The organism is Pseudescherichia vulneris NBRC 102420 (genome assembly GCF_000759795.1).
In the GTDB taxonomy this organism is placed as follows: domain Bacteria; phylum Pseudomonadota; class Gammaproteobacteria; order Enterobacterales; family Enterobacteriaceae; genus Pseudescherichia; species Pseudescherichia vulneris.
This window is the reverse complement of sequence record NZ_BBMZ01000029.1, coordinates 1-26,339: the sequence shown is the minus strand read 5'-3', so window position 1 is coordinate 26,339 and position 26,339 is coordinate 1. Positions and strand designations below refer to the sequence as shown.

At 57.0% G+C, this 26,339-nt stretch carries 21 protein-coding genes, 4 tRNA genes and 1 other RNA gene; 21 read left to right on the top strand and 5 right to left on the bottom strand.

The window, feature by feature from the left end:
• The first annotated feature begins 1 nt into the window (after position 1).
• Positions 2-1,546: a threonine ammonia-lyase, biosynthetic gene (gene ilvA, locus EV102420_RS18580; protein WP_042395018.1), complete on the top strand. Its 1,545-nt coding sequence runs from the start codon at positions 2-4 to the stop codon at positions 1,544-1,546.
• 63 nt (positions 1,547-1,609) lie between these two features.
• On the opposite strand, the gene fabV is transcribed toward ilvA, so the two are convergent.
• Together fabV and ilvY are read right to left on the bottom strand one after the other, a co-directional pair.
• On the bottom strand, positions 1,610-2,803 hold the full coding sequence (fabV, locus tag EV102420_RS18575; protein ID WP_042395015.1) for an enoyl-ACP reductase FabV: 1,194 nt from the start codon (positions 2,801-2,803) through the stop codon (positions 1,610-1,612).
• 175 nt (positions 2,804-2,978) lie between these two features.
• The gene (ilvY, locus tag EV102420_RS18570) at positions 2,979-3,881 is read right to left on the bottom strand and encodes an HTH-type transcriptional activator IlvY (RefSeq protein ID WP_042395013.1); all 903 of its coding nucleotides are present in this window, start codon (positions 3,879-3,881) and stop codon (positions 2,979-2,981) included.
• A 163-nt stretch (positions 3,882-4,044) separates the two neighbouring features.
• Here ilvY and ilvC point away from each other — a divergent pair, with 163 nt between their 5' ends.
• Complete coding sequence (gene ilvC / locus EV102420_RS18565; protein ID WP_042395010.1) at positions 4,045-5,520, top strand: ketol-acid reductoisomerase; 1,476 nt, start codon at positions 4,045-4,047, stop codon at positions 5,518-5,520.
• Positions 5,521-5,578: 58 nt separating this feature from the next.
• Here the strand turns inward: ilvC and ppiC are convergent, their stop codons facing one another.
• Positions 5,579-5,860, bottom strand: a complete 282-nt coding sequence (ppiC, locus tag EV102420_RS18560) for a peptidylprolyl isomerase PpiC (RefSeq protein ID WP_024555327.1) — start codon at positions 5,858-5,860, stop codon at positions 5,579-5,581.
• A gap of 83 nt (positions 5,861-5,943) precedes the next feature.
• On the opposite strand from ppiC, the gene rep reads away from it, so the two are divergent.
• Positions 5,944-7,965, top strand: coding sequence for a DNA helicase Rep (gene rep, locus EV102420_RS18555; protein WP_042395007.1), 2,022 nt, complete (start codon positions 5,944-5,946; stop codon positions 7,963-7,965).
• 49 nt (positions 7,966-8,014) lie between these two features.
• Here rep and gppA read toward each other — a convergent pair whose 3' ends face one another.
• Positions 8,015-9,499 (bottom strand): guanosine-5'-triphosphate,3'-diphosphate diphosphatase, encoded by a 1,485-nt coding sequence (gene gppA / locus EV102420_RS18550; protein WP_042395004.1) that lies wholly within the window; start codon positions 9,497-9,499, stop codon positions 8,015-8,017.
• Between the two features lie 6 nt (positions 9,500-9,505).
• A complete protein-coding gene (gene rhlB, locus EV102420_RS18545; protein ID WP_042395000.1) occupies positions 9,506-10,777 on the bottom strand; it encodes an ATP-dependent RNA helicase RhlB in 1,272 nt (423 codons plus the stop codon).
• A gap of 135 nt (positions 10,778-10,912) precedes the next feature.
• Between rhlB and trxA the strand changes: the two genes are divergently transcribed.
• The 18 genes from trxA (at position 10,913) to EV102420_RS20935 (ending at position 26,302) form a co-directional block, all read left to right on the top strand.
• Complete coding sequence (gene trxA, locus EV102420_RS18540; RefSeq protein WP_042394997.1) at positions 10,913-11,242, top strand: thioredoxin TrxA; 330 nt, start codon at positions 10,913-10,915, stop codon at positions 11,240-11,242.
• Between the two features lie 354 nt (positions 11,243-11,596).
• On the top strand, positions 11,597-12,856 hold the full coding sequence (gene rho, locus EV102420_RS18535; RefSeq protein ID WP_042394994.1) for a transcription termination factor Rho: 1,260 nt from the start codon (positions 11,597-11,599) through the stop codon (positions 12,854-12,856).
• Between the two features lie 244 nt (positions 12,857-13,100).
• Positions 13,101-14,204 (top strand): UDP-N-acetylglucosamine--undecaprenyl-phosphate N-acetylglucosaminephosphotransferase, encoded by a 1,104-nt coding sequence (gene wecA, locus EV102420_RS18530; RefSeq protein WP_042394991.1) that lies wholly within the window; start codon positions 13,101-13,103, stop codon positions 14,202-14,204.
• Positions 14,205-14,217: 13 nt separating this feature from the next.
• Positions 14,218-15,264 (top strand): ECA polysaccharide chain length modulation protein, encoded by a 1,047-nt coding sequence (gene wzzE / locus EV102420_RS18525; RefSeq protein WP_042394988.1) that lies wholly within the window; start codon positions 14,218-14,220, stop codon positions 15,262-15,264.
• 56 nt (positions 15,265-15,320) lie between these two features.
• A complete protein-coding gene (gene wecB, locus EV102420_RS18520) occupies positions 15,321-16,451 on the top strand; it encodes a non-hydrolyzing UDP-N-acetylglucosamine 2-epimerase (RefSeq protein ID WP_042394985.1) in 1,131 nt (376 codons plus the stop codon).
• Positions 16,448-17,710, top strand: coding sequence for a UDP-N-acetyl-D-mannosamine dehydrogenase (wecC, locus tag EV102420_RS18515; RefSeq protein ID WP_042394983.1), 1,263 nt, complete (start codon positions 16,448-16,450; stop codon positions 17,708-17,710). Before wecB ends, wecC begins: the two co-directional genes overlap by 4 nt.
• Positions 17,711-17,719: 9 nt before the next feature.
• Complete coding sequence (gene rffC / locus EV102420_RS18510) at positions 17,720-18,397, top strand: dTDP-4-amino-4,6-dideoxy-D-galactose acyltransferase (protein WP_042394981.1); 678 nt, start codon at positions 17,720-17,722, stop codon at positions 18,395-18,397.
• A gap of 4 nt (positions 18,398-18,401) precedes the next feature.
• The gene (gene rffA, locus EV102420_RS18505; protein WP_042394979.1) at positions 18,402-19,532 is read left to right on the top strand and encodes a dTDP-4-amino-4,6-dideoxygalactose transaminase; all 1,131 of its coding nucleotides are present in this window, start codon (positions 18,402-18,404) and stop codon (positions 19,530-19,532) included.
• 1 nt (position 19,533) lies between these two features.
• Entirely contained in the window at positions 19,534-20,784 is a 1,251-nt protein-coding gene (gene wzxE / locus EV102420_RS18500) for a lipid III flippase WzxE (protein WP_042394977.1), read from the top strand.
• On the top strand, positions 20,781-21,860 hold the full coding sequence (locus tag EV102420_RS18495; RefSeq protein ID WP_042394975.1) for a TDP-N-acetylfucosamine:lipid II N-acetylfucosaminyltransferase: 1,080 nt from the start codon (positions 20,781-20,783) through the stop codon (positions 21,858-21,860). Before wzxE ends, EV102420_RS18495 begins: the two co-directional genes overlap by 4 nt.
• Positions 21,857-23,209, top strand: a complete 1,353-nt coding sequence (wzyE, locus tag EV102420_RS18490) for an ECA oligosaccharide polymerase (RefSeq protein ID WP_042394974.1) — start codon at positions 21,857-21,859, stop codon at positions 23,207-23,209. The genes EV102420_RS18495 and wzyE overlap by 4 nt, the downstream gene beginning before the upstream one ends.
• Positions 23,210-23,222: 13 nt before the next feature.
• On the top strand, positions 23,223-23,963 hold the full coding sequence (wecG, locus tag EV102420_RS18485) for a lipopolysaccharide N-acetylmannosaminouronosyltransferase (protein WP_042394972.1): 741 nt from the start codon (positions 23,223-23,225) through the stop codon (positions 23,961-23,963).
• Between the two features lie 238 nt (positions 23,964-24,201).
• Entirely contained in the window at positions 24,202-25,587 is a 1,386-nt protein-coding gene (thrP, locus tag EV102420_RS18480) for a bifunctional threonine/serine APC transporter ThrP (RefSeq protein WP_042394968.1), read from the top strand.
• A 102-nt stretch (positions 25,588-25,689) separates the two neighbouring features.
• A tRNA-Arg gene (locus EV102420_RS18475) sits at positions 25,690-25,766 on the top strand.
• Positions 25,767-25,833: 67 nt separating this feature from the next.
• Positions 25,834-25,909 (top strand) — tRNA-His (locus EV102420_RS18470).
• Positions 25,910-25,928: 19 nt separating this feature from the next.
• A tRNA-Leu gene (locus tag EV102420_RS18465) sits at positions 25,929-26,014 on the top strand.
• Positions 26,015-26,057: 43 nt separating this feature from the next.
• Positions 26,058-26,134, top strand: a tRNA-Pro gene (locus tag EV102420_RS18460).
• Between the two features lie 35 nt (positions 26,135-26,169).
• Positions 26,170-26,302, top strand: a non-coding RNA gene (locus tag EV102420_RS20935) — RtT sRNA.
• The last annotated feature ends 37 nt before the right edge of the window (positions 26,303-26,339 follow it).

Below are 26,339 nucleotides of genomic sequence, written 5' to 3'. Positions count from 1 at the left end.
CGTGGCCGAATCCCAACCCTTGTCCGCCGCCCCCGAGGGGGCGGAGTACCTGCGGGCGGTGCTCCGCGCGCCCGTCTATGAAGCGGTGCAGGTAACGCCGCTGCAAAAGATGGAAAAGCTTTCGTCGCGGCTGGATAACGTCATCCTGGTGAAGCGCGAAGATCGTCAGCCGGTGCACAGCTTCAAGCTACGCGGTGCCTACGCCATGATGGCCGGGCTCACCGACGAGCAGAAGGCGCGGGGGGTAATTACCGCCTCGGCGGGCAACCACGCCCAGGGCGTTGCATTTTCTGCCGCGCGTCTTGGGGTGAAAGCGCTGATCGTGATGCCGGTCGCCACCGCCGATATTAAAGTCGATGCGGTACGCAACTTTGGCGGCGAAGTGCTGCTCTACGGGGCTAACTTCGACGAGGCAAAAGCGAAGGCTATCGAGCTGGCCCAGCAGCAAGGCTTTACCTGGGTGCCGCCATTCGATCACCCGATGGTTATTGCCGGACAGGGTACGCTGGCGCTGGAACTGCTCCAGCAGGACGCCCATATCGACCGCGTCTTTGTGCCGGTTGGCGGTGGCGGCCTGGCGGCGGGCGTGGCGGTGCTCATCAAACAGCTGATGCCGCAGATTAAAGTCATTGCCGTCGAGGCGGAAGACTCTGCCTGCCTGAAGGCGGCGCTGGACGCCGGGCAACCGGTGGACTTGCCTCGGGTTGGGCTCTTTGCCGAAGGGGTGGCGGTTAAACGCATCGGCGACGAGACCTTCCGCGTCTGCCGGGAGTATCTCGACGATATCATTACCGTCGACAGCGACGCGATCTGCGCCGCCATGAAGGATCTGTTCGAAGATGTGCGGGCGGTGGCGGAACCCTCCGGCGCACTGGCGCTGGCGGGCATGAAGAAGTACATTGCCCAGCATAACATTCGCGGCGAGCGGCTGGCGCACGTGCTCTCCGGCGCGAACGTCAACTTCCACGGCCTGCGCTACGTTTCCGAACGCTGCGAGCTGGGCGAACAGCGTGAAGCGCTGCTGGCGGTGACTATTCCCGAAGAGAAGGGCAGCTTCCTGAAGTTTTGCCAGCTGCTGGGCGGCCGTTCGGTGACCGAATTCAACTACCGCTTTGCCGATGCCCACGACGCCTGCATCTTTGTCGGCGTGCGCCTGAGTCGCGGGCTGGAGGAGCGTAAAGAGATCCTCACTCTACTCAGCGAGGGCGGCTACAGCGTGGTCGATCTCTCCGACGATGAGATGGCCAAGCTGCACGTGCGTTACATGGTAGGCGGCCGTCCGTCGAAGCCGCTTAAGGAACGTCTCTACAGCTTTGAGTTCCCGGAGTCTCCCGGCGCGCTGCTGAAGTTCCTGCACACCTTGGGCACCCACTGGAACATCTCCCTGTTCCACTACCGCAGCCACGGCACGGACTATGGCCGGGTGCTGGCCGCCTTTGAGCTGGGCGAGCACGAGCCGGATTTCGAAACCCGCCTAAGCGAGCTGGGCTATTACTGTCATAACGAGAGCGATAACCCGGCGTTCCGCTTCTTTTTGGCGGGTTAGCGGCAGCCATTAAAAAAGGGTCCATGTAAAAACATGAACCCTTTTTGCTACTGTATCAGCAGATTACAGCGTGATGACGTCGAATTCGACTTCGGGATTTACATCCGCATCATAATCCACCTCGTCGAGGCCAAAACCGAACAGGTTGAGGAATTCCTGCTTATATCCCGCATAGTCAGTTTCTTGCGCCAGGTTTTCGGTGGTGATCAGCGGCCACAGATCGCGACATGCCTGCTGAATATCTTCACGCAGTTCCCAGTCATCCATACGGATACGCTGGTTGTCATCAAGCGCCATGCTATCGCCGTACAGGCTGGTGGTCATCAGACGGTTGATCTGCTCGATGCAACCTTCGTGAATGCCCTTCTCTTTCATCAGCTTGAACACCATGGAGATGTACAGCGGCATGACCGGAATAGCAGAAGAGGCCTGCGTGATAACTGATTTCAGTACGGCAACGTTAGCGGAACCGTTTAGCGGAGCCAGCTGATTACGCAGTGCGCCTGCCGCACGATCGAGGTCTTCTTTCGCTTTGCCCAGCGCGCCGTGCCAGTAGATAGGCCAGGTCAGGTCGGTACCGATGTAGGAGTAGGCAATGGTTTTCACGCCGTCAGCCAGCACGCCAGCTTCACTCAGCGCACCCATCCACAGCTCCCAATCTTCGCCGCCCATCACGGTGACGGTATTCTGAACTTCTTCTTCGGTTGCTGGCTCAATGCTGGCGGTTATGATCTGATCTTTGTTGGTATCAATCGCTTTAGAGGTGTAAACCTCACCGATTGGCTTCAGCGCAGAACGGACGACTTCCCCAGTTTTCGGCATTTTACGCACTGGGGATGCCAGCGAGTAAACGACTAAATCAATCTGACCCAGGTCTTCTTTAATCAGCTTGATGACTTCTTCGCGACACTCGTCGGAGAACGCATCGCCGTTGATGCTTTTGGAATAGAGGCCTTCACGTTTTGCGGCCTCATCGAAGGCTGCAGAGTTATACCAGCCCGCGGAGCCAGGTTTGTTTTCTGTGCCCGGCTTTTCGAAAAATACGCCGATAGTGGCGGCACCGCTGCCAAAAGCGGCGGAAATTCTGGAGGCCAGGCCGTAACCGGTAGAAGCACCGATCACCAGCACACGGGAAGGGCCGTTAGCAATTTTCCCGTTTTTCTTCACATAATCGATCTGTTTTTCCACATTGACTTTACAGCCAGTCGGATGGGTCGTTGTACAGATGAATCCACGAATTTTTGGTTTGATTATCATAATGATGGCTAATTAAGTTTGTAGTTTCGCTGTCAAGTGCGCAATGACACCGTCTGTTCTGGCCTGCTTAACGTGATGGTTAACAAGCCCCCCACATCTATTATGGCACGCGCCATTATACAGAAAAGGAGCGTCAATACTGAATCTACCACTGACTTTAGGCCCGACGCTGGCGCTACTCGACGGATTTACGCTCCAGAACAATCTCCCAGAAGGCGCTAATAAGCGGCTCATGCAGCCGTTTTTTTTGTGTGCAGACGCCAAGTTCAAACGGCGTTTTCTCATCGCTGCGCTCTAAAATCATCACGCGGTTGCGCACCGGTTCGGGGCTGTTTTCCAGCACCACCTCTGGGATCAGCGCGACGCCGCAGCCGAGGGCGACCATTGAGACCATCGCCTCATGACCGCCGACGGTGGCGTAGATCGATGGATTGCTGATCTTCTGCCGGCGGAACCACAGCTCAATGCGTTTTCTTACCGGCCCCTGGTCGGCCATGATAAAGGGCACCGTTGACCAGTCAGGCTCCGGCACCGAGATTTGGCTGCGTACCGGGCAGGGCAGCGCCGGGGCAATCAGCACGACCGCCAGATTCTCCAGCATCGAAAAGGCTACCGCGCCGGGCAGTGCCTCTGGCTTGCCAGCAATGGCCAGATCCGCTTCGCCGGTGACCACGCGCTCTACCGCATCGGCGGCGTCGCCGGTGGTGAGTTTGATTTCGACGGAGGGGTGTTCGGCGCGGAACCGGTCAAGGATCGGTGGCAGATGGCTGTAGGCCGCCGTTACCGAGCAGAACAGGCGCAGCTCGCCGGAGAGCGAAGGGCCCTTCTGATCAATGGTGTGGCGCAGCTGCTGGTACTGGAGCAGGGTCTGCTGAGCGAAGGTACGCAGTTCGTCACCCGCCTCGGTCAGGGTGACGGTGCGGTTGTCTCGCACAAACAGCGGCTGGCCGATATCCTCCTCCAGCCGCTGGATCTGACGCGACAGCGTCGACGGGCTAACGTGCATCGCCCGTGCGCTGCGGCCAAAGTGGCGGCTCTCCGCCAGGTGGAGAAAGATTTTTAGATCGCGCAGATCCATATGCAAAGCCCCTGTGTTTACGTTGCAGAAAGTGCAATGTCATATTGTGAATATATCAATTTAAGCAACGCATTTCCTGTCATATAGTGGGTTCATTCTCGCTTGTTATGACACGGCAGGCGAATCGAACAATAAGCACGACACAACATCACGAGGTATCACCATGGCTAACTACTTTAATACACTGAACCTGCGCCAGCAGCTGGCCCAGCTGGGTAAATGTCGCTTTATGGGACGCGACGAGTTCGCCGATGGCGCGAGCTACCTGCAGGGTAAAAAAGTGGTTATCGTCGGCTGTGGCGCGCAGGGTCTGAACCAGGGCCTGAACATGCGTGACTCCGGTCTGGATATCGCCTACGCGCTGCGTAAAGAGGCGATTGCTGAGAAGCGTGCATCCTGGCGTAAAGCCACCGAAAATGGTTTTAAAGTGGGCACCTATGAAGAGCTGATCCCGCAGGCGGATCTGGTGGTTAACCTGACGCCGGACAAGCAGCACTCTGACGTGGTGCGCACCGTACAGCCGCTGATGAAAGATGGCGCAGCGCTGGGCTACTCCCACGGCTTCAACATCGTGGAAGTAGGCGAGCAGATCCGTAAAGATATCACCGTGGTGATGGTCGCCCCGAAATGTCCGGGCACCGAAGTGCGTGAAGAGTACAAGCGTGGTTTTGGCGTGCCAACGCTGATCGCCGTACACCCGGAGAACGATCCGAAAGGCGAAGGCATGGCGATCGCTAAAGCCTGGGCTGCGGCCACCGGCGGCCACCGTGCGGGCGTGTTGGAGTCCTCCTTCGTTGCTGAAGTGAAATCTGACCTGATGGGCGAGCAGACTATCCTCTGTGGTATGTTACAGGCCGGTTCTCTGCTGTGCTTCGACAAGCTGGTGGAAGAGGGTACCGACCCGGCGTATGCGGAAAAACTGATCCAGTTCGGCTGGGAAACCATCACCGAAGCGCTGAAGCAGGGCGGTATTACCCTGATGATGGACCGTCTCTCTAATCCGGCGAAGCTGCGTGCCTATGCGCTCTCCGAGCAGCTGAAAGAGATCATGGCTCCGCTGTTCCAGAAGCATATGGATGACATCATCTCCGGTGAGTTCTCCTCCGGCATGATGGCCGACTGGGCCAACGACGATAAGAACCTGCTGACCTGGCGCGAAGAGACCGGCAAAACCGCGTTTGAGACCGCGCCGCAGTTTGACGGCAAAATCAGCGAGCAGGAGTACTTCGACAAAGGCGTACTGATGATCGCCATGGTGAAAGCGGGCGTTGAGCTGGCATTCGAAACCATGGTCGATTCCGGCATCATCGAAGAGTCCGCCTACTACGAATCACTGCATGAGCTGCCGCTGATCGCCAACACCATCGCGCGTAAGCGTCTGTATGAGATGAATGTGGTGATCTCCGATACTGCAGAGTACGGCAACTACCTCTTCTCCTACGCCTGTGTACCGCTGCTGAAAGCGTTCATGACCGAAATTCAGGCGGGCGATCTGGGCAAAGCGGTAGAGGGCACGGCGGTAGACAACGCCCAGCTGCGTGACGTGAACGAAGCGATCCGCAGCCACGAGATTGAGAAAGTGGGCCAGAAGCTGCGCGGCTACATGACCGATATGAAGCGTATTGCGGTAGCCGGTTAATAAAAAAGCGGCAAAGAGATGTAGGCCCGGTAAGCGTTAGCGCCACCGGGCTTTTTTATTAGTTGCGGTACAGCACTTTGATAATGTGGTAACCGAACTGGGTATGCAGCGGGCCGGTTGGCTCCAGCACCGGGCAGGAGAACACCACTTTATCGAAGGCCGGCACCATCTGACCCTGACGGAATTCACCCAGGTGACCGCCCTTTTTGCCTGACGGGCAGGTAGAGTGTTTCTTCGCCAGCTTCTCGAAATCGCCGCCGTTTTTGATCTGCTCCAGAAGATCCAGAGCCAGTTTCTCTTCTTTAACAAGGATATGCATCGCTGCCGCTGTTTTTGCCATGATCGTGCCTTGAGTGGTATGGATTAGGCTGGCTATACTACCACGCGTTTTTTCTCCTCTCCCGACTTTCATTGAGTGATCCCATGCGTCTAAATCCAGGGCAACAGCAAGCCGTCGAATTTGTCACCGGACCCTGCCTGGTACTGGCAGGGGCTGGATCCGGTAAAACTCGCGTCATTACCAACAAGATAGCGCACCTGATCCGCGGCTGCGGCTACCAGGCCCGGCATATCGCGGCAGTGACCTTTACCAACAAAGCCGCACGCGAGATGAAAGAGCGTGTGGGCCAGACGCTGGGGCGCAAAGAGGCGCGCGGGCTGATGATCTCCACCTTTCACACCCTGGGGCTGGATATCATCAAGCGCGAGTATGCCGCACTGGGCATGAAATCCAACTTTTCGCTCTTTGACGATACCGATCAGGTCGCGTTGCTCAAGGATCTCACCGAGGGGCTGATCGAAGATGAGAAAACGATCCTGCAGCAGCTGATCTCGACGATCTCCAACTGGAAAAACGATCTTATGACCCCGGCGCAGGCGGCAGCGCAGGCCAGGGGCGAGCGGGACCGCATTTTTGCCCACTGCTACAGCCTGTATGACGCCCATATGAAGGCCTGTAACGTGCTGGACTTCGATGACCTGATCCTGCTGCCAACCCTGCTGCTCCAGCGCAACGAAGAGGTGCGCGAGCGCTGGCAGAACAAGATCCGCTATCTGCTGGTGGATGAGTATCAGGATACCAACACCAGCCAGTACGAATTGGTTAAGCTGCTGGTGGGCGCGCGGGCGCGCTTTACGGTGGTAGGCGATGACGATCAGTCGATCTACTCTTGGCGTGGGGCACGACCGCAGAACCTGGTCCTGCTTAGCCAGGATTTCCCGGCATTGCAGGTGATCAAGCTGGAGCAGAACTATCGTTCATCGGGGCGTATCCTCAAGGCGGCCAATATTCTGATCGCCAATAACCCACACGTTTTTGAAAAAAAGCTCTTTTCAGAACTGGGATATGGGCCAGAGCTGAAGGTGATCAGCGCTAACCATGAAGAGCATGAGGCCGAGCGCGTCACGGGCGAGCTGATTGCGCACCACTTTATCAATAAGACCCAGTACAAAGATTACGCCATTCTCTATCGCGGTAACCATCAGTCGCGGGTATTTGAAAAATTCCTGATGCAGAACCGTATTCCGTACCGTATTTCGGGCGGAACCTCGTTCTTCTCCCGTCCGGAGATCAAAGACCTGCTGGCCTACCTGCGGGTGCTGACCAACCCGGACGACGATAGCGCCTTCCTGCGTATCGTTAACACGCCGAAGCGTGAGATCGGGCCGGCGACGCTGCAAAAGCTGGGGGAGTGGGCCAACTCACGCAACAAAGGGCTGTTTGCCGCCAGCTTTGACATGGGGCTTACCCAAACGCTGAGCGGGCGCGGATACGAGTCGCTGACCCGCTTTACCCACTGGCTAAGCGAAGTGCAGCGTCTCTCTGAACGGGAGCCGATTGCCGCAGTGCGCGACCTTATCCACGGTATCGATTACGAATCCTGGCTGTTTGAAACCTCGCCCAGCCCCAAGGCGGCTGAGATGCGGATGAAAAACGTCAACACGCTCTTTAGCTGGATGACCGAGATGCTGGAAGGGTCGGAGATCGACGAGCCGATGACCCTCACCCAGGTGGTGACGCGCTTTACCCTGCGCGACATGATGGAGCGGGGCGAAAGCGATGAGGAGTCGGATCAGGTTCAGCTGATGACCCTGCACGCCTCCAAAGGCCTGGAGTTTCCTTACGTTTTCCTGGTCGGCATGGAAGAGGGGCTGCTGCCTCACCAGAGCAGCATCGACGAGGAGAATATCGACGAAGAGCGTCGACTGGCCTACGTCGGCATCACCCGGGCACAAAAAGAGCTGAATTTTACCCTGTGCAAAGAGCGTCGTCAGTATGGCGAGCTGGTGCGTCCAGAGCCGAGTCGCTTCCTGCTGGAGCTGCCGCAGGACGATCTGCTCTGGGAGCAGGAGCGTAAAGTGGTAAGTGCCGAAGAGCGGATGCACAAGGGACAGGCGAGTATTGCCAATATTCGGGCAATGATGGCGAAAGCCAAGGCTAAATAGTAATGGAACCGGTAGGTCGGGTAGGCGCAGCGCCACCCGACAAAACCGACTAGTTGACCGCCAGCGCCCAGTGAACGTAGCTCTGCCACTGGCACTCCTGGTGGAGCGTCTCAGCACCCAGCGGGTGCGTCGCCAGCCAGCCTTCAGGCAGCGTGAGCGTTAACGCCTCGCCGTGGGCAGTCAGGGCGACATCGGGTAAAAACTCATCCCTACGCCGACTGGCAAAGATGATCGCCAGGCGTAGAAGACGACAGAGGTGCTCCGCGGTACGCGGCGGTACGGCGTTTTGCTGGTGCAGCGAGGAGAGGTCAACCGGGTTAGTCTGATTGAGCAGCAGGGTCGCCAGCAGCTTCTTCTGCGCGGGCGTAAAGCCGGGCAGATCCAGATTACGCACCAGATAGGCGGCGTGCTGGGAAGCGTGCTTAAAATCGACGCTCAGGCCAATCTCATGCAGATGACAGGCGCCGATCAGCAGTTCGCAGCTTAATGGCTCCAGCTGCCATTCAGCCTGAACCTGCTCCGCAAAGCGGGAAGCCAGCTGGGCCACGCGCTGGGCCTGACCGGAATCGACCATAAATCGGCGCTGAAGATTGCGTAGCGTGCGGCTGCGAATATCGTGATCGACGGGCAGATGCAGCATGCCGTAGACCAGTCCCTCACGCAGCGCGCCACCGGCCAGGGTCATACCCTGAACCTCCAGCTCGCTAAAGATAGCGATCAGAATGGCGAGGCCGCTCGGGAAGACCAGCGCCCGCTCAAGCGTGAGCCCTTCAATCTCCAGCTCTTCCAGACGACCACACTGAATAGCGCGCTGCTTTAGCTGCTGCAGTTTAGCAAGGGTGATGCACTCATCCATGCCCTGCGCCATCATGATCTCCTGCAGCGCCTGGACGGTGCCGGATGCCCCCACACAGATTTTCCAGCCGTGACGACGCAACGCATCGGCCACCGGCAGGAGAACCTCCCGTGCCGCTTTTTCTGCCGCGTCGAAATTGTCCTGGGTCAGATTGCGATCGGCAAAGAAGCGTTCAAGCCAGGTGACACAGCCCATCGACAGGCTAAAGAGCGAGGTGGCCTGCGCGCCAGTGCCGGTGACTAGCTCGGTACTGGCACCGCCGATATCGACGACCAGACGTCGGTCATCGCCGCCGGTGGTATGAGCCACGCCCTGATAGATCAGCCGCGCCTCGTCTTCACCACTGATCACCTGCACCGATGTGCCTAAAATCTCCTGCGCGGTGGCAAGAAACTGCTCGGCGTTAACGGCAAGGCGCAGGGTCGCGGTGGCAACCACCCGGATCTGCATGGGTGGGATATCCTGCAGCCGTTCAGCAAACAGGCGCAGGCACTGCCAGCCGCGCGCCATGGCGTCCGGGGAGAGCCGGTTATCCCGGTCTAGCCCTGCCGCCAGGCGTACTTTACGTTTGATACGGGTTAAGGTCTGTATGCTCCCCGCCACCTCGCGCACAACCAGCATATGAAAACTATTCGAACCTAAATCAATAGCGGCATAGAGCGAGTTAGAGGTGAGCATAGGGCATTAACCTGAACGACGTCTGTTACGTGGTGCACCACCACCGGTGCGGCGTGGGCCATTGCCTGGACGTGCACGAGGCAGGCGCTTCGGCGGGGGCAGCTCGCTCAGGAGCGCATCCGGATTGTATTTGCTCACCGGAATCGAGTGATCGATGTAGGTCTCGATAGCCGGCAGGTTCAGGGCATACTCTTCACAGGCAAGGCTGATTGAATTGCCGCTTGCGCCAGCGCGACCGGTACGGCCAATACGGTGGACATAGTCTTCGCAGTCGTCCGGCAGATCGTAGTTAAAGACGTGGGTCACGGCCGGAATATGCAGGCCACGAGCGGCAACGTCAGTCGCTACCAGAATGTCTATATCGCCACGGGTAAATTCTTCGAGGATCCGCAGGCGTTTTTTCTGCGGCACGTCGCCGGTCAACAGCCCAACGCGGTGACCATCGGCAGCCAGGTGGCCCCAGATATCTTCACAGCGGTGTTTAGTGTTGGCGAAGATGATGGCGCGATCCGGCCACTCCTCTTCGATCAGCGTTTGCAGCAGACGCATTTTCTCTTCGTTAGACGGATAGAAAAGCTCTTCTTTAATACGGTGGCCGGTTTTCTGTTCCGGTTCCACTTCTACATACTCAGCGTTGTTCATCTGCTCAAACGCCAGCTCACGCACGCGGTAGGAGAGCGTCGCAGAGAAGAGCATGTTCAGACGCTGATCTGTCGCAGGCATGCGACGGAACAGCCAGCGAATGTCTTTAATAAAGCCGAGATCGTACATGCGGTCGGCTTCGTCCAGCACCACGACCTGGATCGCGCCCAGGTTGATATGGTTCTGTTTCGCGTAATCGATCAGGCGGCCGGTGGTGCCGATGAGAATATCAACCCCGCTCTCCAGCACCTTAAGCTGTTTGTCATAGCCGTCGCCGCCGTAGGCGAGGCCCAGTTTCAGGCCGGTGGTCTGGGCCAGCGGCTCAGCATCGGCATGAATTTGCACCGCCAGCTCACGGGTTGGAGCCATGATCAGCGCGCGCGGTTGGTTCACCTTGCGGTCTTCGATCGCCGGGTGAGAGAGAAGATAATGAAACGTTGACGTCAGAAACGCCATCGTTTTGCCGGTACCGGTTTGCGCCTGTCCCGCTACATCCCGACCCGCCAACGTCAGCGGAAGGGCGAGTGCCTGGATGGGGGTGCAGTTATGAAAGCCTTTATTTTCAAGGGCTTCAATCACCTTCGGGTGCAGGGCGAAGTCGGAAAACTTCTGTTCTGTTAAATGTGTTTTGCTCATAGTGTGGTAGAATATCAGTTTACTATTGCTTTACGAAAGCACATCCGTTCAAATAAACGGGGTGAAATAACGTCAACCTTTAGCCAGGCTATGCTACAGACCTTAATAAGGTAGACATAATCCTGTGGAGTAAATATGAGCGATAAAATTATTCACCTGACCGACGACAGTTTTGACACGGACGTACTCAAAGCGGAAGGGCTGACCCTCGTCGATTTCTGGGCAGAGTGGTGCGGTCCGTGCAAAATGATCGCCCCGATTCTGGATGAGATCGCTGACGAGTACCAGGGCAAGCTGACCGTAGCGAAGCTGAACATCGACCAGAACCCTGGCACCGCGCCGAAATACGGCATCCGCGGTATCCCGACCCTGCTGCTGTTCAAAAACGGCGAAGTGGCGGCCACCAAGGTCGGCGCGCTCTCCAAAGGGCAGCTGAAAGAGTTCCTCGACGCTAACCTGGCGTAAGGGCTCTACCCACCTGGCGTCTGGCTCTCCTAATTTTAGTGGATTGCTGGACGCCCGGCTTTAGTCGTGCTAAGTTAGTTTTGACTTCGAAATAAACATATCTTTGTCGTTTGAACCTTGTCAGTTTGAACCGTGTTGTACCCGATGCTTCCCGCCAGCCACCGCGCCGCGAGAGAAGTGGATAGATTCCGGGCTTGTCACTCAATCCGTCTTGTCGTTTCAGTTCTGTGTTCTTCCTGTAAGCAGACAGCGAACAGACATGAGTTGATGGCCGCTAACAGGCATGGATGATCCTGCCATACCATTCACAAATTAAGTTCGAGATTTACCCCGAGTTTAAGAACCCACACCACTATGAATCTTACCGAATTAAAGAATACGCCGGTTTCTGAGCTGATTACTCTCGGCGAAAATATGGGTCTGGAAAACCAGGCTCGTATGCGCAAGCAGGACATCATTTTTGCCATCCTGAAGCAGCATGCTAAGAGTGGCGAAGATATCTTTGGCGACGGTGTGTTAGAGATATTGCAGGACGGATTTGGTTTCCTCCGCTCCGCAGACAGCTCCTACCTCGCCGGTCCTGATGACATCTACGTATCCCCTAGCCAAATCCGCCGTTTCAACCTCCGCACTGGTGACACCATTTCAGGTAAGATTCGTCCTCCGAAAGAGGGTGAACGTTACTTTGCGCTGTTGAAGGTTAATGAGGTTAACTACGACAAACCGGAAAACTCGCGCAATAAGATCCTGTTTGAAAACTTAACCCCGCTGCACGCCAACTCGCGTCTGCGTATGGAGCGCGGTAACGGTTCAACGGAAGATTTAACCGCCCGTGTTCTGGACCTGGCATCGCCGATTGGCCGCGGCCAGCGTGGCCTGATCGTTGCACCGCCGAAAGCGGGTAAGACCATGCTGCTGCAGAACATCGCCCAGAGCATTGCCTACAACCACCCGGACTGTGTCCTGATGGTGCTGCTGATCGACGAACGTCCGGAAGAAGTGACCGAGATGCAGCGTCTGGTTAAAGGCGAAGTGGTTGCGTCTACCTTTGATGAGCCCGCGTCTCGCCACGTTCAGGTTGCCGAGATGGTGATCGAGAAAGCGAAGCGTCTGGTTGAGCATAAAAAAGACGTTATCATTCTGCTCGACTCCATCACCCGTCTGGCGCGTGCTTATAACACCGTCGTACCGGCCTCTGGCAAGGTACTGACCGGTGGTGTGGATGCCAACGCCCTGCACCGTCCGAAACGCTTCTTCGGTGCTGCGCGTAACGTGGAAGAGGGCGGTAGCCTGACCATCATCGCCACCGCGCTGGTGGATACCGGCTCTAAAATGGATGAAGTTATCTACGAAGAGTTTAAAGGTACCGGCAACATGGAGCTGCATCTCGCGCGTAAAATCGCTGAGAAACGCGTCTTCCCGGCTATCGACTACAACCGCTCCGGTACGCGTAAAGAAGAGCTGCTCACCACTCAGGAAGAGCTGCAGAAAATGTGGATCCTGCGCAAAATCATTCACCCGATGGGTGAGATTGACGCGATGGAGTTCCTCATCAATAAACTGGCGATGACGAAAACCAACGACGACTTCTTCGATATGATGAAGCGCTCGTAACTTAAATAAAGCCTGTAAACGCCACGTTTTTACGTGGCGTTTTTTATTTATGGAATATAGGCTATAGCCAGGGGATCCGCTGTCGGCCATGGCTGGTAGTGGTAATGCAAAGCATTCAAGCTGATTATGTTCTAATTGAATGAAAAATATACAATAGAGCCCGCATGTGACCTGCTTTATCTCTTTTGGAGAGGGGGCATCGTCGTTATACTTCCGGGATCAACATTTGCTGAGAGCATGCATTGTGAATTTACTCACTGCGGTTACTGAGTTATTCAGTATTTTTTTACTCACGTTTATCTTTCTCTTTTTTGCCCGCAAGGTGGCAAAAAAGATAGGGTTGGTCGATAAACCAAACTTTCGTAAACGTCATCAGGGATTGATCCCGTTAGTAGGCGGTATCTCGGTCTATGCGGGGATCTGCTATACGTTTGCTATTGCCGACTACTATATTCCGCATGCTGCGCTCTATCTGATGTGTGCTGGTGTACTGGTTTTCATTGGGGCGTTAGACGACCGCTTTGATATCAGCGTAAAAATTCGCGCCACCGTTCAGGCGATCATCGCTATTGTCATGATGGTGGTGGGTAAACTTTATCTCAGCAGTCTCGGCTACATTTTTGGCACCTGGGAGATGGTGCTCGGACCGTTTGGCTTCTTCCTGACGCTGTTTGCCGTCTGGGCCGCCATCAACGCCTTTAATATGGTTGACGGTATTGATGGCCTGCTGGGCGGGCTCTCCTGCGTCTCCTTCGCCGCTATCGGCATCATTTTGTGGTTTGACGGTCAGCTGAGCCTGGCGATGTGGTGCTTTGCCATGATTGCCGCCATTCTCCCTTATATCCTGCTTAACCTTGGTATCCTCGGCCGCCGCTATAAGGTCTTTATGGGCGATGCGGGCAGTACGCTGATTGGCTTTACGGTGATTTGGATCCTGCTGGAAACGACCCAGGGCCAGACGCATCCGATTAGCCCGGTGACGGCACTGTGGATCATCGCCATTCCGCTGATGGACATGGTTGCTATCATGTACCGCCGCCTACGCAAAGGGATGAGCCCTTTCTCACCAGACCGTCAGCATATCCACCATCTGATCATGCGTGCCGGGTTTACCTCCCGCCAGGCTTTTGTGCTGATTACGCTGGCCGCAGCTCTGCTGGCCGCGGTAGGCGTCGTCACAGAATATCTGCATTTTATTCCCGAATGGGTAATGTTGGCACTGTTTGTGCTAGCTTTCTTCCTGTACGGCTGGTGCATTAAACGGGCATGGAAAGTGGCGCGCTTTATCAAACGCGTCAAACGTAAGATGCGTCGTAATAGTGGACATAAACCAACTCTAACCAAGTAATTCTGGGATAGCGATGACTCAACCATTGTCGGGAAAACATACAGGAAGTATGGAAAATGAACTGGATATTCGCGGTTTGTTTCGTACTTTATGGGCGGGGAAATTGTGGATTGTTGGCGTGGCGCTGGCCTTCGCGCTTATCGCGCTGGCCTACACCTTCTTTGCCAGGCAGGAGTGGGGCGCAACGGCCATCACCGATCGTCCCACGGTAAACATGCTGGGCGGGTTCTACTCCCAGCAGCAGTTTTTGCGCAATCTTGATGTCAAAGCTAACCTGGCACCGGTCGATCAGCCCTCGGTCATGGACGAAGCGTATAAAGAGTTCATTATGCAGATGGCATCATGGGATACGCGCCGTGACTTTTGGCTGCAAACTGACTACTACAAGCAGCGGATGGTGGGCAACAGCAAGGCGGATGCCGCGCTGCTGGATGAGCTGATTAACAATATTCAGTACACCCCCGCCGACGCGCAGCGTAACCTCAGCGACAGCGTCAAGCTGACGGCGGAGACCGCGCCTGACTCCAATAACCTGCTGCGTCAGTATATTGCTTTCGCCAGCCAGCGCGCGGCCAGCCATCTTAACGATGAGCTGAAAGGCGCATGGGCGGCCCGCACTATCCAGATGAAAGCCCAGGTGAAACGTCAGGAAGAGGTCGCGAACGCCATCTTTAAACGTCGGGCGCACAGCGTTGAGCAGGCGTTAAAAGTGGCCGAGCAGCACAATATCTCCCGCACTGAGACGGAGGTTCCGCCTGACGAGCTTCCCGACTCGGAGATGTTCCTGTTAGGACGCCCGATGCTGCAGGCGCGGCTGGAAAACCTGCAGGCAGTGGGGCCCGAGTTCGATCTGGACTATGATCAAAATCGAGCCATGCTGAACACCCTCAACGTTGGCCCCACGCTCGATCCCCGTTTTCAGACATATCGTTATTTGCGGACGCCAGAAGAGCCGGTAAAACGCGATAGCCCGCGCCGTGCCTTCCTGATGATTATGTGGGGAATGGTAGGGGCGTTGATAGGTGCTGGTGTTGCGTTAACGCGCCGTCGTTCACTGTAAGCGCTGCCTGATATGAAGGCCACTGGGCCTTCATCATCTAATCGAAGAGAATCGTTGTGAAAGTACTTACCGTATTTGGCACACGACCAGAAGCCATCAAGATGGCACCTCTGGTACATGCGCTGGCAAAGGACCCTTATTTTGACGCCAAAGTCTGCGTGACCGCGCAGCACAGGGAGATGCTTGACCAGGTATTGAACCTGTTTTCCATTGTTCCGGATTATGACCTGGATATTATGCAGCCGGGTCAGGGGCTGACGGAAATAACCTGCCGCATTCTCGAAGGGCTAAAGCCGATCCTCGAATCATTTAAGCCTGACGTCGTGCTGGTCCACGGTGATACCACAACGACGATTGCCGCCAGTCTGGCGGCCTTTTACCAACGTATTCCCGTTGGGCACGTCGAGGCCGGGCTGCGCACGGGCGATCTCTCCTCGCCCTGGCCGGAGGAGGCTAACCGCACGCTGACGGGCCATTTGGCGATGTATCACTTCTCGCCGACGCAGAACGCCCGACAGAACCTGCTGCGCGAAAATATTCCGGACAAGCAGATCTTTGTCACCGGCAATACGGTGATCGATGCGCTGTTCTGGGTGCGTGACACGGTACTGAATAACGACAACCTGCACAGCGAACTGGCAGCACGATATCCATTCCTGGATGAATCTAAAAAGCTGGTGCTGGTCACCGGCCACCGTCGCGAAAGCTTTGGCCAGGGCTTTGAGCAGATCTGTCATGCGCTGGTCGACATTGCGGCTAAACATCAGGATGTGCAGATCGTCTATCCGGTACACCTGAACCCCAACGTCAGCGAGCCGGTGAACCGCATCCTTGGACACGTTAAAAACATTATCTTAATTGAGCCGCAGGACTACCTGCCGTTCCTCTGGCTGATGACCCATGCCTGGCTGATCCTGACGGATTCAGGCGGTATTCAGGAAGAGGCACCGTCGTTAGGCAAGCCGGTGCTGGTGATGCGGGAAACCACCGAGCGACCGGAGGCCATCGAAGCCGGAACGGTAAGGCTGGTGGGCACCGATCGCCAGCGTATCGTTGAAGAAGTCACGCACCTGCTGCGGGACAATGACGCCTGGCAGGCGATGAGCCGGGCACACAACCCTTACGGTGACGGACAAGCCTGCGAACGTATTCTGCACGCACTTAAAAATAATCGGGTAACGCTATGAGTTTTGCAACCATCTCTGTTATTGGCCTGGGCTACATTGGATTGCCTACCGCAGCGGCCTTTGCTTCACGGCAGAAGCGCGTCGTCGGCGTTGATATCAATCAGCATGCGGTGGATACCATCAATCGCGGGCAGATTCATATCGTTGAACCCGAGCTGGATCGCGTCGTGAAAGCCGCGGTCGAGGGCGGGTATCTGCACGCCAGCACCACGCCGGTCGAGGCAGATGCTTACCTGATTGCGGTGCCAACGCCGTTCAAAGGCGATCACGAGCCGGACATGGCCTATGTTGAGGCGGCAGCAAAATCACTCGCCCCAGTCCTGAAAAAAGGCGCGCTGGTGATCCTTGAGTCGACTTCGCCGGTGGGCGCGACCGAGCAAATGGCACAGTGGCTGGCGGATCTGCGCCCGGATCTCACCTTCCCCCAACAGGCTGGCGAGCAGGCGGATATCAACGTTGCCTACTGCCCGGAGCGCGTGCTGCCAGGCCAGGTGATGGTTGAGCTGATTAAAAACGATCGGGTCATTGGCGGCATGACGCCGGTGTGCTCTGCCCGCGCCAGCGAGCTGTATAAGATCTTCCTTGAAGGCGAGTGTGTGGTCACTAACGCCCGCACCGCTGAGATGTGCAAGCTGACCGAGAACAGCTTCCGCGACGTGAATATCGCTTTTGCTAACGAGCTGTCGCTGATCTGTGCCGACCAGGGCATCAACGTCTGGGAGCTGATCCGCCTCGCTAACCGCCACCCGCGCGTCAATATCTTACAGCCGGGTCCGGGCGTAGGCGGCCACTGTATCGCGGTCGACCCGTGGTTTATCGTGGCGCAAAACCCGCAGCAGGCGCGGCTGATCCGTACCGCCCGTGAAGTTAACGACAGCAAACCGCACTGGGTGCTTAATCAAGTTAAAGCGACGGTGGCAGACTGCCTCACGGCTAACGACAAGCGGGCCAGCGAAATCAAGATCGCCTGCTTTGGTCTCGCCTTTAAGCCCAATATCGACGATCTGCGGGAAAGCCCGGCGATGGAGATTGCCTACAGCATTGCCCAGTGGCACAGCGGTGAGACGCTGGTGGTGGAGCCTAACATTCATCAGCTGCCGAAGAAGTTGGCAGACAGCTGCCAGCTGGTCAGCCTGGATGCGGCGTTGGCCGACGCGGATGTGCTGGTAATGCTGGTGGATCATCGCGAGTTCAAAGCCATTGCCGGTGAGCATGTTACCCAGCAATACATTATTGATACCAAAGGCGTCTGGCGCTAAGGCGGCAACATGACGGTACGCGGTACGGTTGAAGCATTAACCTGGGAGAACCAGTTCTTTGGGATCTCCAGCGCCATCGTGCGGCTGAATGACGATGCCGCACCGCTGAGCGAGGCGCAGTTGGCCGCGTGGCAGCGGGTGCAGGTCAAGGTCCCGGCGACGGATACCGCACGGCTGGATGCGCTCCAGCGGCTGGGTTTCCAGCTGGTAGAGGGCGAGGTGGATCTGGCCTTGGCCGTACCGGCAACGATAACCGACCCCGGCGCGCAGGTGGCGACCGCGACGGATATCGCCCCGCTGCGCCAGCTGGCAGCCACCGCCTTCGCGCAGAGCCGGTTTCGTACGCCCTGGTATCCTGCAGACGCCAGCGGACGCTTCTATGCCCAGTGGATTGAGAACGCCGTTAATGGCGCATTCGACCACGAGTGCCTGGTCCTGCGCGCCTCCAGCGGCGAGATCTGTGCTTTTGTTTCGCTGCGCCAGCTGAACGACAGCGAGGCGCGTATTGGCCTGCTGGCCGGACGCGGTGCGGGGGAGGCCCTGATGCAGGCGGCGCTCCTCTGGGCGCAACGTCGTCAGCTTTCGGTTCTGCGCGTCGCGACCCAGGTAGGGAATACCGCGGCGCTTAAACGTTACATTCAGAGCGGTGCCAACGTGGAAAGCACCGCCTACTGGCTATACAGGTGACTCTATGATCCCTTTTAACGCGCCCCCGGTTGTGGGTACAGAACTCGATTACATGCAGTCGGCGATGGGCAGCGGCAAGCTGTGCGGCGACGGCGGCTACACGCGCCGCTGCCAGCAGTGGATGGAGCAGCGTTTCGGCAGCGCCAAAGTGCTGTTGACCCCCTCCTGTACCGCCTCGCTGGAGATGGCGGCGCTGCTGCTGGATATCCAGCCCGGCGATGAAGTGATCATGCCCAGCTACACCTTCGTCTCTACCGCCAATGCCTTTGTGCTGCGCGGAGCGAAGATTGTCTTTGTTGATGTCCGTCCAGACACCATGAATATTGATGAACGCCTTATCGAGGCGGCGATCACCGAGAACACGCGCGCCATCGTGCCGGTCCACTATGCGGGCGTGGCCTGTGAGATGGACACCATTATGGCTATCGCGAAACATCATAACCTGTACGTGGTAGAGGATGCCGCGCAGGGAGTGATGTCGACCTACAAAGGGCGCGCGCTCGGGACCATCGGCCATATCGGCTGCTTTAGCTTCCATGAGACCAAAAACTATACCGCCGGTGGCGAAGGCGGTGCGACGCTGATCAACGACCGTGCGCTGGTTGAACGCGCTGAGGTTATTCGCGAGAAGGGCACCAACCGCAGCCAGTTCTTCCGCGGTCAGGTTGATAAATACACCTGGCGCGATATTGGCTCCAGCTACCTGATGTCGGATCTGCAGGCGGCCTATCTGTGGGCGCAGCTGGAAGCGGCGGATCGTATCAACCAGCAGCGTCTCGCGCTATGGCAAACCTATTTTGATGCCCTGACGCCGCTGGCCCGTGCCGGGCGTATTGAGCTGCCGTCGATTCCGGCCGAATGCGAACACAACGCGCACATGTTTTATATCAAGCTGCGTGACGATGAAGATCGCAGCAAGCTTATCGCTTTCCTCAAGGAGGCGGAGATCCTGGCGGTGTTCCACTATATCCCACTGCACTCCAGCCCGGCTGGCGAGCGCTTTGGTGAATTCTTTAGCGAAGATATCCATACCACGAAAGAGAGCGAGCGCTTGCTCCGCCTGCCGCTGTTCTACAATCTCTCGCTCGTTAACCAGCGCACGGTGATCAATACGCTGCTGAGCTACTTCAACTAAGATGTCGCTGGCAAAAGCTTCACTGTGGACCGCGGCAAGCACGCTGGTCAAAATCGGCGCGGGACTGCTGGTGGTTAAGCTGCTGGCGGTCTCCTTTGGTCCTTCGGGCGTAGGGCAGGCGGGTAACTTCCGCCAGCTGGTGACGGTGCTGGGCGTGCTGGCCGGGGCCGGCATCTTTAACGGCGTCACCAAATTTGTCGCTCAGCACCACGACGATCCGACGCAGCTGCGCGCCGTCGTAGGCACCTCATCCGCCATGGTGCTGGGGTTCTCGACGCTGTTGGCTATCGTTTTTCTGCTGGCCGCCGCGCCCATCAGTCAGGGGCTGTTTGGTCACACCCATTTTCAGGGGCTGGTAAGGCTGGTGGCGCTGGTGCAGATGGGCATCGCGTGGGCCAACTTCCTGCTGGCAGTTATGAAGGGTTTTCGCGACGCAGCCGGGAATGCGCTGTCGCTGATTAGTGGCAGCATTATCGGCGTCATCGCCTACTACGCCTGCTACCGGCTGGGCGGCTACCAGGGCGCGCTGCTGGGCCTGGCGCTGGTTCCGGCGCTGGTCGTCGTCCCGGCGCTGCTGCTGTTTATCCGCCGTAAAACCGTGCCGTTAGGCTACCTTAAGCCGCAGTGGAGCGGTGCGCTGGCCGGACAGCTGGGCAAGTTTACCCTGATGGCGCTGATCACCTCCGTGACGCTTCCCGTCGCCTACGTGATGATGCGAAACCTGCTGGCGACGCACTACGGCTGGGATGAGGTCGGGATCTGGCAGGGGGTGAGCAGCATCTCCGATGCCTATCTGCAATTTATCACCGCCTCGTTCAGCGTCTATCTGCTGCCTACGCTCTCGCGGCTAACGGAGAAGCAGGCCATAAGCCGCGAGATCGTCAAATCGCTGCGGTTTGTCCTGCCTGCGGTGGCGGCGGCAAGTTTTACCGTCTGGCTGCTGCGTGATTTTGCAATCTGGCTGCTGTTTTCAGAGAAGTTTATCGCCATGCGCGATCTCTTTGCCTGGCAGCTGGTTGGCGACGTCCTGAAAGTTGGCGCATACGTTTTTGGCTATCTGGTGATTGCCCGGGCCTCGTTAAGCTTCTATATCCTGGCGGAAGTGAGCCAGTTTACGCTGCTGACGGCCTTTTCCCGCTGGCTCATTCCGGCGCACGGTGCGTTAGGGGCGTCACAGGCCTACATGGCTACCTATATCGTTTATTTCGCCACCTGTTGTGGCGTATTTCTACTCTGGCGTAAAAGGGTATGACTACACTGATTCACGTTTTGGGATCCGATATCCCACACCATAACCTGACCGTGCTGCGTTTTTTCAACGACAGCCTTGCGGCAACGGGCGAGCACGCTCGCGAATTTATGATCTGCGGCGACGACGAGCGCTGGCGCGCGCAGTTCCCGGCGCTTACGCTGCGCTTCTTTAACACTAAGAAAGCGCTGGCCCAGGCGGTGATTAGCCTTGCCAAAGCCGATCGCCAGCAGCGCTTCTTCTTTCACGGCCAGTTCAATACCGACCTTTGGCTGGCCCTCCTGCGCGGTGCCATTAAGCCTCAGCAGTTTAACTGGCACGCCTGGGGAGCCGATCTCTACGAGGTTTCCCAAAGCCTGAAGTTTCGTCTTTTCTATCCGCTGCGGCGTCTCGCCCAGCGGCGCGTCGGCTGCATCTTTGCCACCCGTGGCGATCTGCACTTTTTTGCCCGCCGTCATCCGCAGGTCCGCGGCGAACTGCTCTACTTCCCGACGCGAATGGATCCCACGCTTAACACGATGGCGCAGGAGACGCAGCGCGAGGGCACGCTGACGGTGCTGGTCGGCAACTCCGGGGATCGCAGCAACGAGCATATTGCCGCCCTGAAGGCAGTTCATCAGCAGTTCGGTGATACGGTTAACGTCATCGTGCCGATGGGCTACCCGGCCAACAACGAAGCATATATTGACGAGGTGCGCCAGGCCGGTCTGGCGCTGTTTAGCGCGGAGAACCTGCGCATCCTTGCCGATAAGCTAGAATTTGACGACTACCTGGCGCTGCTGCGCCGGTGCGATTTGGGCTACTTTATCTTTGCCCGCCAGCAGGGGATCGGCACGCTCTGTCTGCTGATCCAGGCAGGCGTCCCCTGCGTGTTAAACCGGGAGAACCCCTTCTGGCAGGATATGGTTGAGCAGCACATCCCAGTGCTGTTTACCGGCGACAGGCTCGATGAGGCGGTCGTCCGCGAGGCCCAGCGGCAGCTGGCGGCGGTGGATAAAAACGCTATCACCTTCTTTAGCCCTAACTACCTTACGCCCTGGCACGAGGCGTTACGTATTGCTGCAGGAGGTGCGCAATGAGCCAGCTTGCGTTCTCGGGTCTGTTGGCCATCTGGCTACTGGCATCGCTGTTTATCGCCACGCTGACCTGGTTTGAATTCCGTCGCGTACGTTTTAACTTTAACGTCTTCTTTTCGCTGCTGTTTTTGCTGACGTTTTTCTTTGGCTTTCCCCTCACCAGCATCCTGGTCTTTCGCTTCAACGTCGGGGTTGCACCGCCTGAGGTGATGATGCAGTCCCTGCTGGCCGCGGTCTGCTTTTACGCCATCTACTACGTCACCTATAAAACGCGCCTGCGGCCCTCATCCGCGGTCATGCCGCGTCGTCCCCTGTTCACCATGAACCGCGTGGAAACGCATCTGGCGTGGGTGATGCTGATGCTTATCGCGTTAGTGAGCGTCAGCATCTTCTTTATGCATAACGGCTTCCTGCTGTTCCGGCTGCACTCCTATAGCCAAATCTTTTCGAGTGAAGTCTCCGGCGTGGCGCTTAAGCGCTTCTTCTACTTCTTTATTCCCGCCATGCTGGTGGTCTATTTCCTGCGCCAGGATGGCCGAGGCTGGATCTTCTTCCTGGTGAGCACCGTTGCCTTTGGCCTGCTGACCTACATGATTGTGGGTGGCACGCGGGCCAATATCATCATCGCCTTCGCCATTTTCCTGTTTATCGGCATTATTCGCGGCTGGATCTCGCTGTGGATGCTGGCGGCGGCAGGGGTGCTGGGCATCGTCGGGATGTTCTGGCTGGCGCTGAAGCGTTACGGATTGCAGGTGAGCGGTGACGAAGCGTTTTACACCTTCCTCTATCTCACCCGTGACACCTTCTCGCCGTGGGAGAACCTCTCTCTTCTGCTGCAAAACTACGACAAGATCGACTTCCAGGGGCTTGCGCCTATCGTGCGCGACTTCTACGTCTTTATTCCTACCTGGCTGTGGCCGGACAGGCCTGGCATTGTGCTGAACACGGCGAACTACTTTACTTGGGAAGTGCTGAACAACCACTCCGGGCTGGCGATCTCGCCGACGCTGATCGGATCCCTGGTGGTAATGGGCGGCGTCTGGTTTATTCCGCTGGGTGCGGTCGTGGTTGGACTGATCATTAAGTGGTTTGACTGGCTTTATGAGCTGGGCAACCGGGAGAGCAACCGCTATAAGGCGGCGATTTTGCACAGCTTCTGTTTTGGTGCCATCTTCAATATGATCGTGCTGGCGCGCGAGGGGCTGGATGCCTTTGTTTCTCGCGTCGTCTTCTTCCTCGTGGTCTTTGGTGCCTGCCTGCTGATGGCGAAGCTGCTCTACTGGCTGTTCGATAGCGCGGGGCTGATCCACAAACGCGCCGGGCGATTACCGCACCCGCTCTCGCAAGCCTGACAAGGATATCATCATGACGGACACCACTACTGCGCCAACCTATACCCTGCGCGGCCTGAAGCTGATTGGCTGGCGTAACATGGCCCACGCCCTGGATTTCCTCTTCGCCGGTGGCGAGCTTAAGCAGGGCACGCTGGTGGCGATTAACGCCGAGAAGATGCTGACCCTTGAGGATGACGCCCAGGTCAGGGCGCTGATCGAGGCGGCCGAGTTTAAGTATGCGGACGGGATCAGCGTGGTGCGCTCAATGCGCAAAAAGTACCCGCAGGCGGTGGTTGAGCGGGTAGCGGGGGCCGATCTCTGGGAAGCGCTCATGGAGCGCGCCGGGCAAGAGGGGACGCCGGTTTTCCTGATCGGCGGCAAGCCTGGCGTGCTGGCTCAGACGCAACAGCAGCTGCGCGACCGCTGGCAGGTGAACATTGTCGGCGGCCAGGATGGCTACTTCCAGCCCGAGCAGCGCCAGGCGCTGTTTGAGCGCGTCCGCGACAGCGGGGCAAAGATTGTCACCGTGGCGATGGGCTCCCCGCGCCAGGAGCTGCTGATGCGCGACTGTCGGGAAGTTTATCCGCACGCGCTCTATATGGGCGTCGGCGGCACCTATGACGTTTTTACTGGTCACGTTAAGCGTGCGCCAAAGGTGTGGCAGCGGATGGGCCTGGAGTGGCTCTATCGCCTGCTGTCACAGCCCAGCCGCATCACACGCCAGCTGCGACTGCTGCGCTACCTCGCCTGGCACTATCGCGGCCAGCTCTAATCCTGTGACGGCGCAGCGATTCTGCTGCGCCGTACCTGCCTCTGTTTGCTGCTTTATTGTGCTTTCTATTGATTTTTCTTATGCATCGTTTGCCATTTCAGCGAAATTAAGAAACCATTCGCTCGCTCAATGCGGCGTCGCGGTGCTATTGCATCAATCCGCGGCCGCAATGCGCTGAGATTGCACTCATAACGATAACCCGCAGCGTCGGGACAGTAGTAAACACGACAGAGGATTTATGGCCGAGAGTAAACCGGAGCTTCAGCGTGGGCTGGAAGCACGACATATCGAACTTATCGCCCTGGGCGGTACAATAGGCGTTGGCCTGTTTATGGGGGCGGCAAGCACCCTGAAGTGGGCAGGGCCGTCAGTATTACTGGCCTACATTGTGGCCGGGCTTTTTGTTTTCTTCATCATGCGCTCAATGGGCGAAATGCTCTTCCTTGAGCCGGTAGCCGGATCGTTCGCCGTCTATGCGCACCGCTATATGAGCCCGTTCTTTGGCTATCTCACGGCCTGGTCATACTGGTTTATGTGGATGGCGGTGGGCATCTCTGAGATCACCGCGATTGGCGTCTACGTCCAGTTCTGGTTCCCGGAGATGGCGCAGTGGATACCGGCCCTGATTGCCGTTGGGCTGGTGGCGCTCGCTAATCTGGCTGCGGTGCGCCTGTACGGTGAGATTGAGTTCTGGTTTGCGATGATCAAAGTCACCACCATTGTGGTGATGATTATCGTCGGCCTCGGCGTGATCTTCTATGGCTTCGGCAACGGCGGGCAGGCCATTGGCTTTGGCAACCTGACCGAGCACGGCGGCTTCTTTGCTGGTGGCTGGAAGGGCTTCCTTACCGCGCTCTGTATCGTTGTCGCCTCGTATCAGGGCGTCGAGCTGATCGGTATTACCGCCGGTGAGGCAAAAAACCCGCAGGTCACGCTGCGTAGCGCGGTAGGCAAGGTGCTGTGGCGTATTCTGATCTTCTACGTAGGGGCGATTTTCGTTATCGTCACCATCTTCCCGTGGAATGAGATCGGCAGCAACGGCAGCCCGTTTGTGCTGACCTTCGCTAAAATCGGCATTACCGCGGCGGCAGGGATCATCAACTTTGTGGTCCTCACCGCTGCGCTTTCGGGCTGCAACAGCGGAATGTACAGCTGCGGACGCATGCTCTATGCATTAGCTAAAAACCGTCAGCTGCCTGCTGCGGTGGCAAAGGTATCGCGCCACGGCGTACCGGTAGTGGGCGTTGCCATCTCGATTGCTATTCTGCTGGTGGGCTCCTGTCTCAACTACATCATTCCTAACCCGCAGCGCGTGTTTGTCTACGTCTACAGCGCCAGCGTATTGCCAGGGATGGTGCCGTGGTTTGTCATTCTGATTAGCCAGCTGCGTTTCCGCGAGGCGCACAAAGCCAGGATTGCCACGCATCTATTCCGTTCGGTCCTCTTCCCGTGGGCGAACTATTTAACGATGGCGTTCCTGATCTGCGTATTAATTGGTATGGGTTTTAACGATGACACCCGTATGTCGCTGTTTGTCGGCATCATCTTTTTGGCTGTGGTATCGCTGGTCTATAAGGTTTTACGTCTCAATCGGCATACTGCAGGGCTAAAAGCGGAGAAATAAACGACAAAACGCACAAAGCGTAACCAAACGCGCATTTTATTTAAAAAGGCACTAGACAGCGGGGGGGGAAGTCCGTAATATCCAGCCCCGCAACGGCGCTAAGCGCCCGTAGCTCAGCTGGATAGAGCGCTGCCCTCCGGAGGCAGAGGTCTCAGGTTCGAATCCTGTCGGGCGCACCATTTTACCCGGTGCTGGAGCTGCGGTGGACTGTGAAATTAACAGGACCGCGTAAAAGAATTTGTAGTGGTGGCTATAGCTCAGTTGGTAGAGCCCTGGATTGTGATTCCAGTTGTCGTGGGTTCGAATCCCATTAGCCACCCCATTATTTAAAGTTGTGAAATGCGAAGGTGGCGGAATTGGTAGACGCGCTAGCTTCAGGTGTTAGTGTCCTTTGGATGTGGGGGTTCGAGTCCCCCCCCTCGCACCACGACTTAAAATGAATTGAACTAAAAATTCAAAAAGCAGTACATCGGCGAGTAGCGCAGCTTGGTAGCGCAACTGGTTTGGGACCAGTGGGTCGGAGGTTCGAATCCTCTCTCGCCGACCACATTTAGAAACCCCGCTTTTATAGCGGGGTTTTTTTTCGTCCGAATTTCACAGAGGATGAGAACCTCCGGGGCAGGAGGTTCGACTTGAGCGGAGCGAAAGAACGTTGCTTCAGCAACGGCCCGCAGGGCGAGCTACGGAGTGGCGAGTCATCCTCTCTCGCCGACCACATTTAGAAACCCCGCTTTTATAGCGGGGTTTTTTTT

Excerpts from the sequence above, each read along its gene's own strand:
- fabV (WP_042395015.1), bottom strand. The coding sequence starts at position 2,803 with ATGATAATCAAACCAAAAATTCGTGGATTCATCTGTACAACGACCCAT.
- ilvY (WP_042395013.1), bottom strand. The coding sequence starts at position 3,881 with ATGGATCTGCGCGATCTAAAAATCTTTCTCCACCTGGCGGAGAGCCGC.
- ilvC (WP_042395010.1), top strand. The coding sequence starts at position 4,045 with ATGGCTAACTACTTTAATACACTGAACCTGCGCCAGCAGCTGGCCCAG.
- ppiC (WP_024555327.1), bottom strand. The coding sequence starts at position 5,860 with ATGGCAAAAACAGCGGCAGCGATGCATATCCTTGTTAAAGAAGAGAAA.
- rep (WP_042395007.1), top strand. The coding sequence starts at position 5,944 with ATGCGTCTAAATCCAGGGCAACAGCAAGCCGTCGAATTTGTCACCGGA.
- gppA (WP_042395004.1), bottom strand. The coding sequence starts at position 9,499 with ATGCTCACCTCTAACTCGCTCTATGCCGCTATTGATTTAGGTTCGAAT.
- rhlB (WP_042395000.1), bottom strand. The coding sequence starts at position 10,777 with ATGAGCAAAACACATTTAACAGAACAGAAGTTTTCCGACTTCGCCCTG.
- trxA (WP_042394997.1), top strand. The coding sequence starts at position 10,913 with ATGAGCGATAAAATTATTCACCTGACCGACGACAGTTTTGACACGGAC.
- rho (WP_042394994.1), top strand. The coding sequence starts at position 11,597 with ATGAATCTTACCGAATTAAAGAATACGCCGGTTTCTGAGCTGATTACT.
- wzzE (WP_042394988.1), top strand. The coding sequence starts at position 14,218 with ATGACTCAACCATTGTCGGGAAAACATACAGGAAGTATGGAAAATGAA.
- wecC (WP_042394983.1), top strand. The coding sequence starts at position 16,448 with ATGAGTTTTGCAACCATCTCTGTTATTGGCCTGGGCTACATTGGATTG.
- rffC (WP_042394981.1), top strand. The coding sequence starts at position 17,720 with ATGACGGTACGCGGTACGGTTGAAGCATTAACCTGGGAGAACCAGTTC.
- rffA (WP_042394979.1), top strand. The coding sequence starts at position 18,402 with ATGATCCCTTTTAACGCGCCCCCGGTTGTGGGTACAGAACTCGATTAC.
- wzxE (WP_042394977.1), top strand. The coding sequence starts at position 19,534 with ATGTCGCTGGCAAAAGCTTCACTGTGGACCGCGGCAAGCACGCTGGTC.
- EV102420_RS18495 (WP_042394975.1), top strand. The coding sequence starts at position 20,781 with ATGACTACACTGATTCACGTTTTGGGATCCGATATCCCACACCATAAC.
- wzyE (WP_042394974.1), top strand. The coding sequence starts at position 21,857 with ATGAGCCAGCTTGCGTTCTCGGGTCTGTTGGCCATCTGGCTACTGGCA.
- wecG (WP_042394972.1), top strand. The coding sequence starts at position 23,223 with ATGACGGACACCACTACTGCGCCAACCTATACCCTGCGCGGCCTGAAG.
- thrP (WP_042394968.1), top strand. The coding sequence starts at position 24,202 with ATGGCCGAGAGTAAACCGGAGCTTCAGCGTGGGCTGGAAGCACGACAT.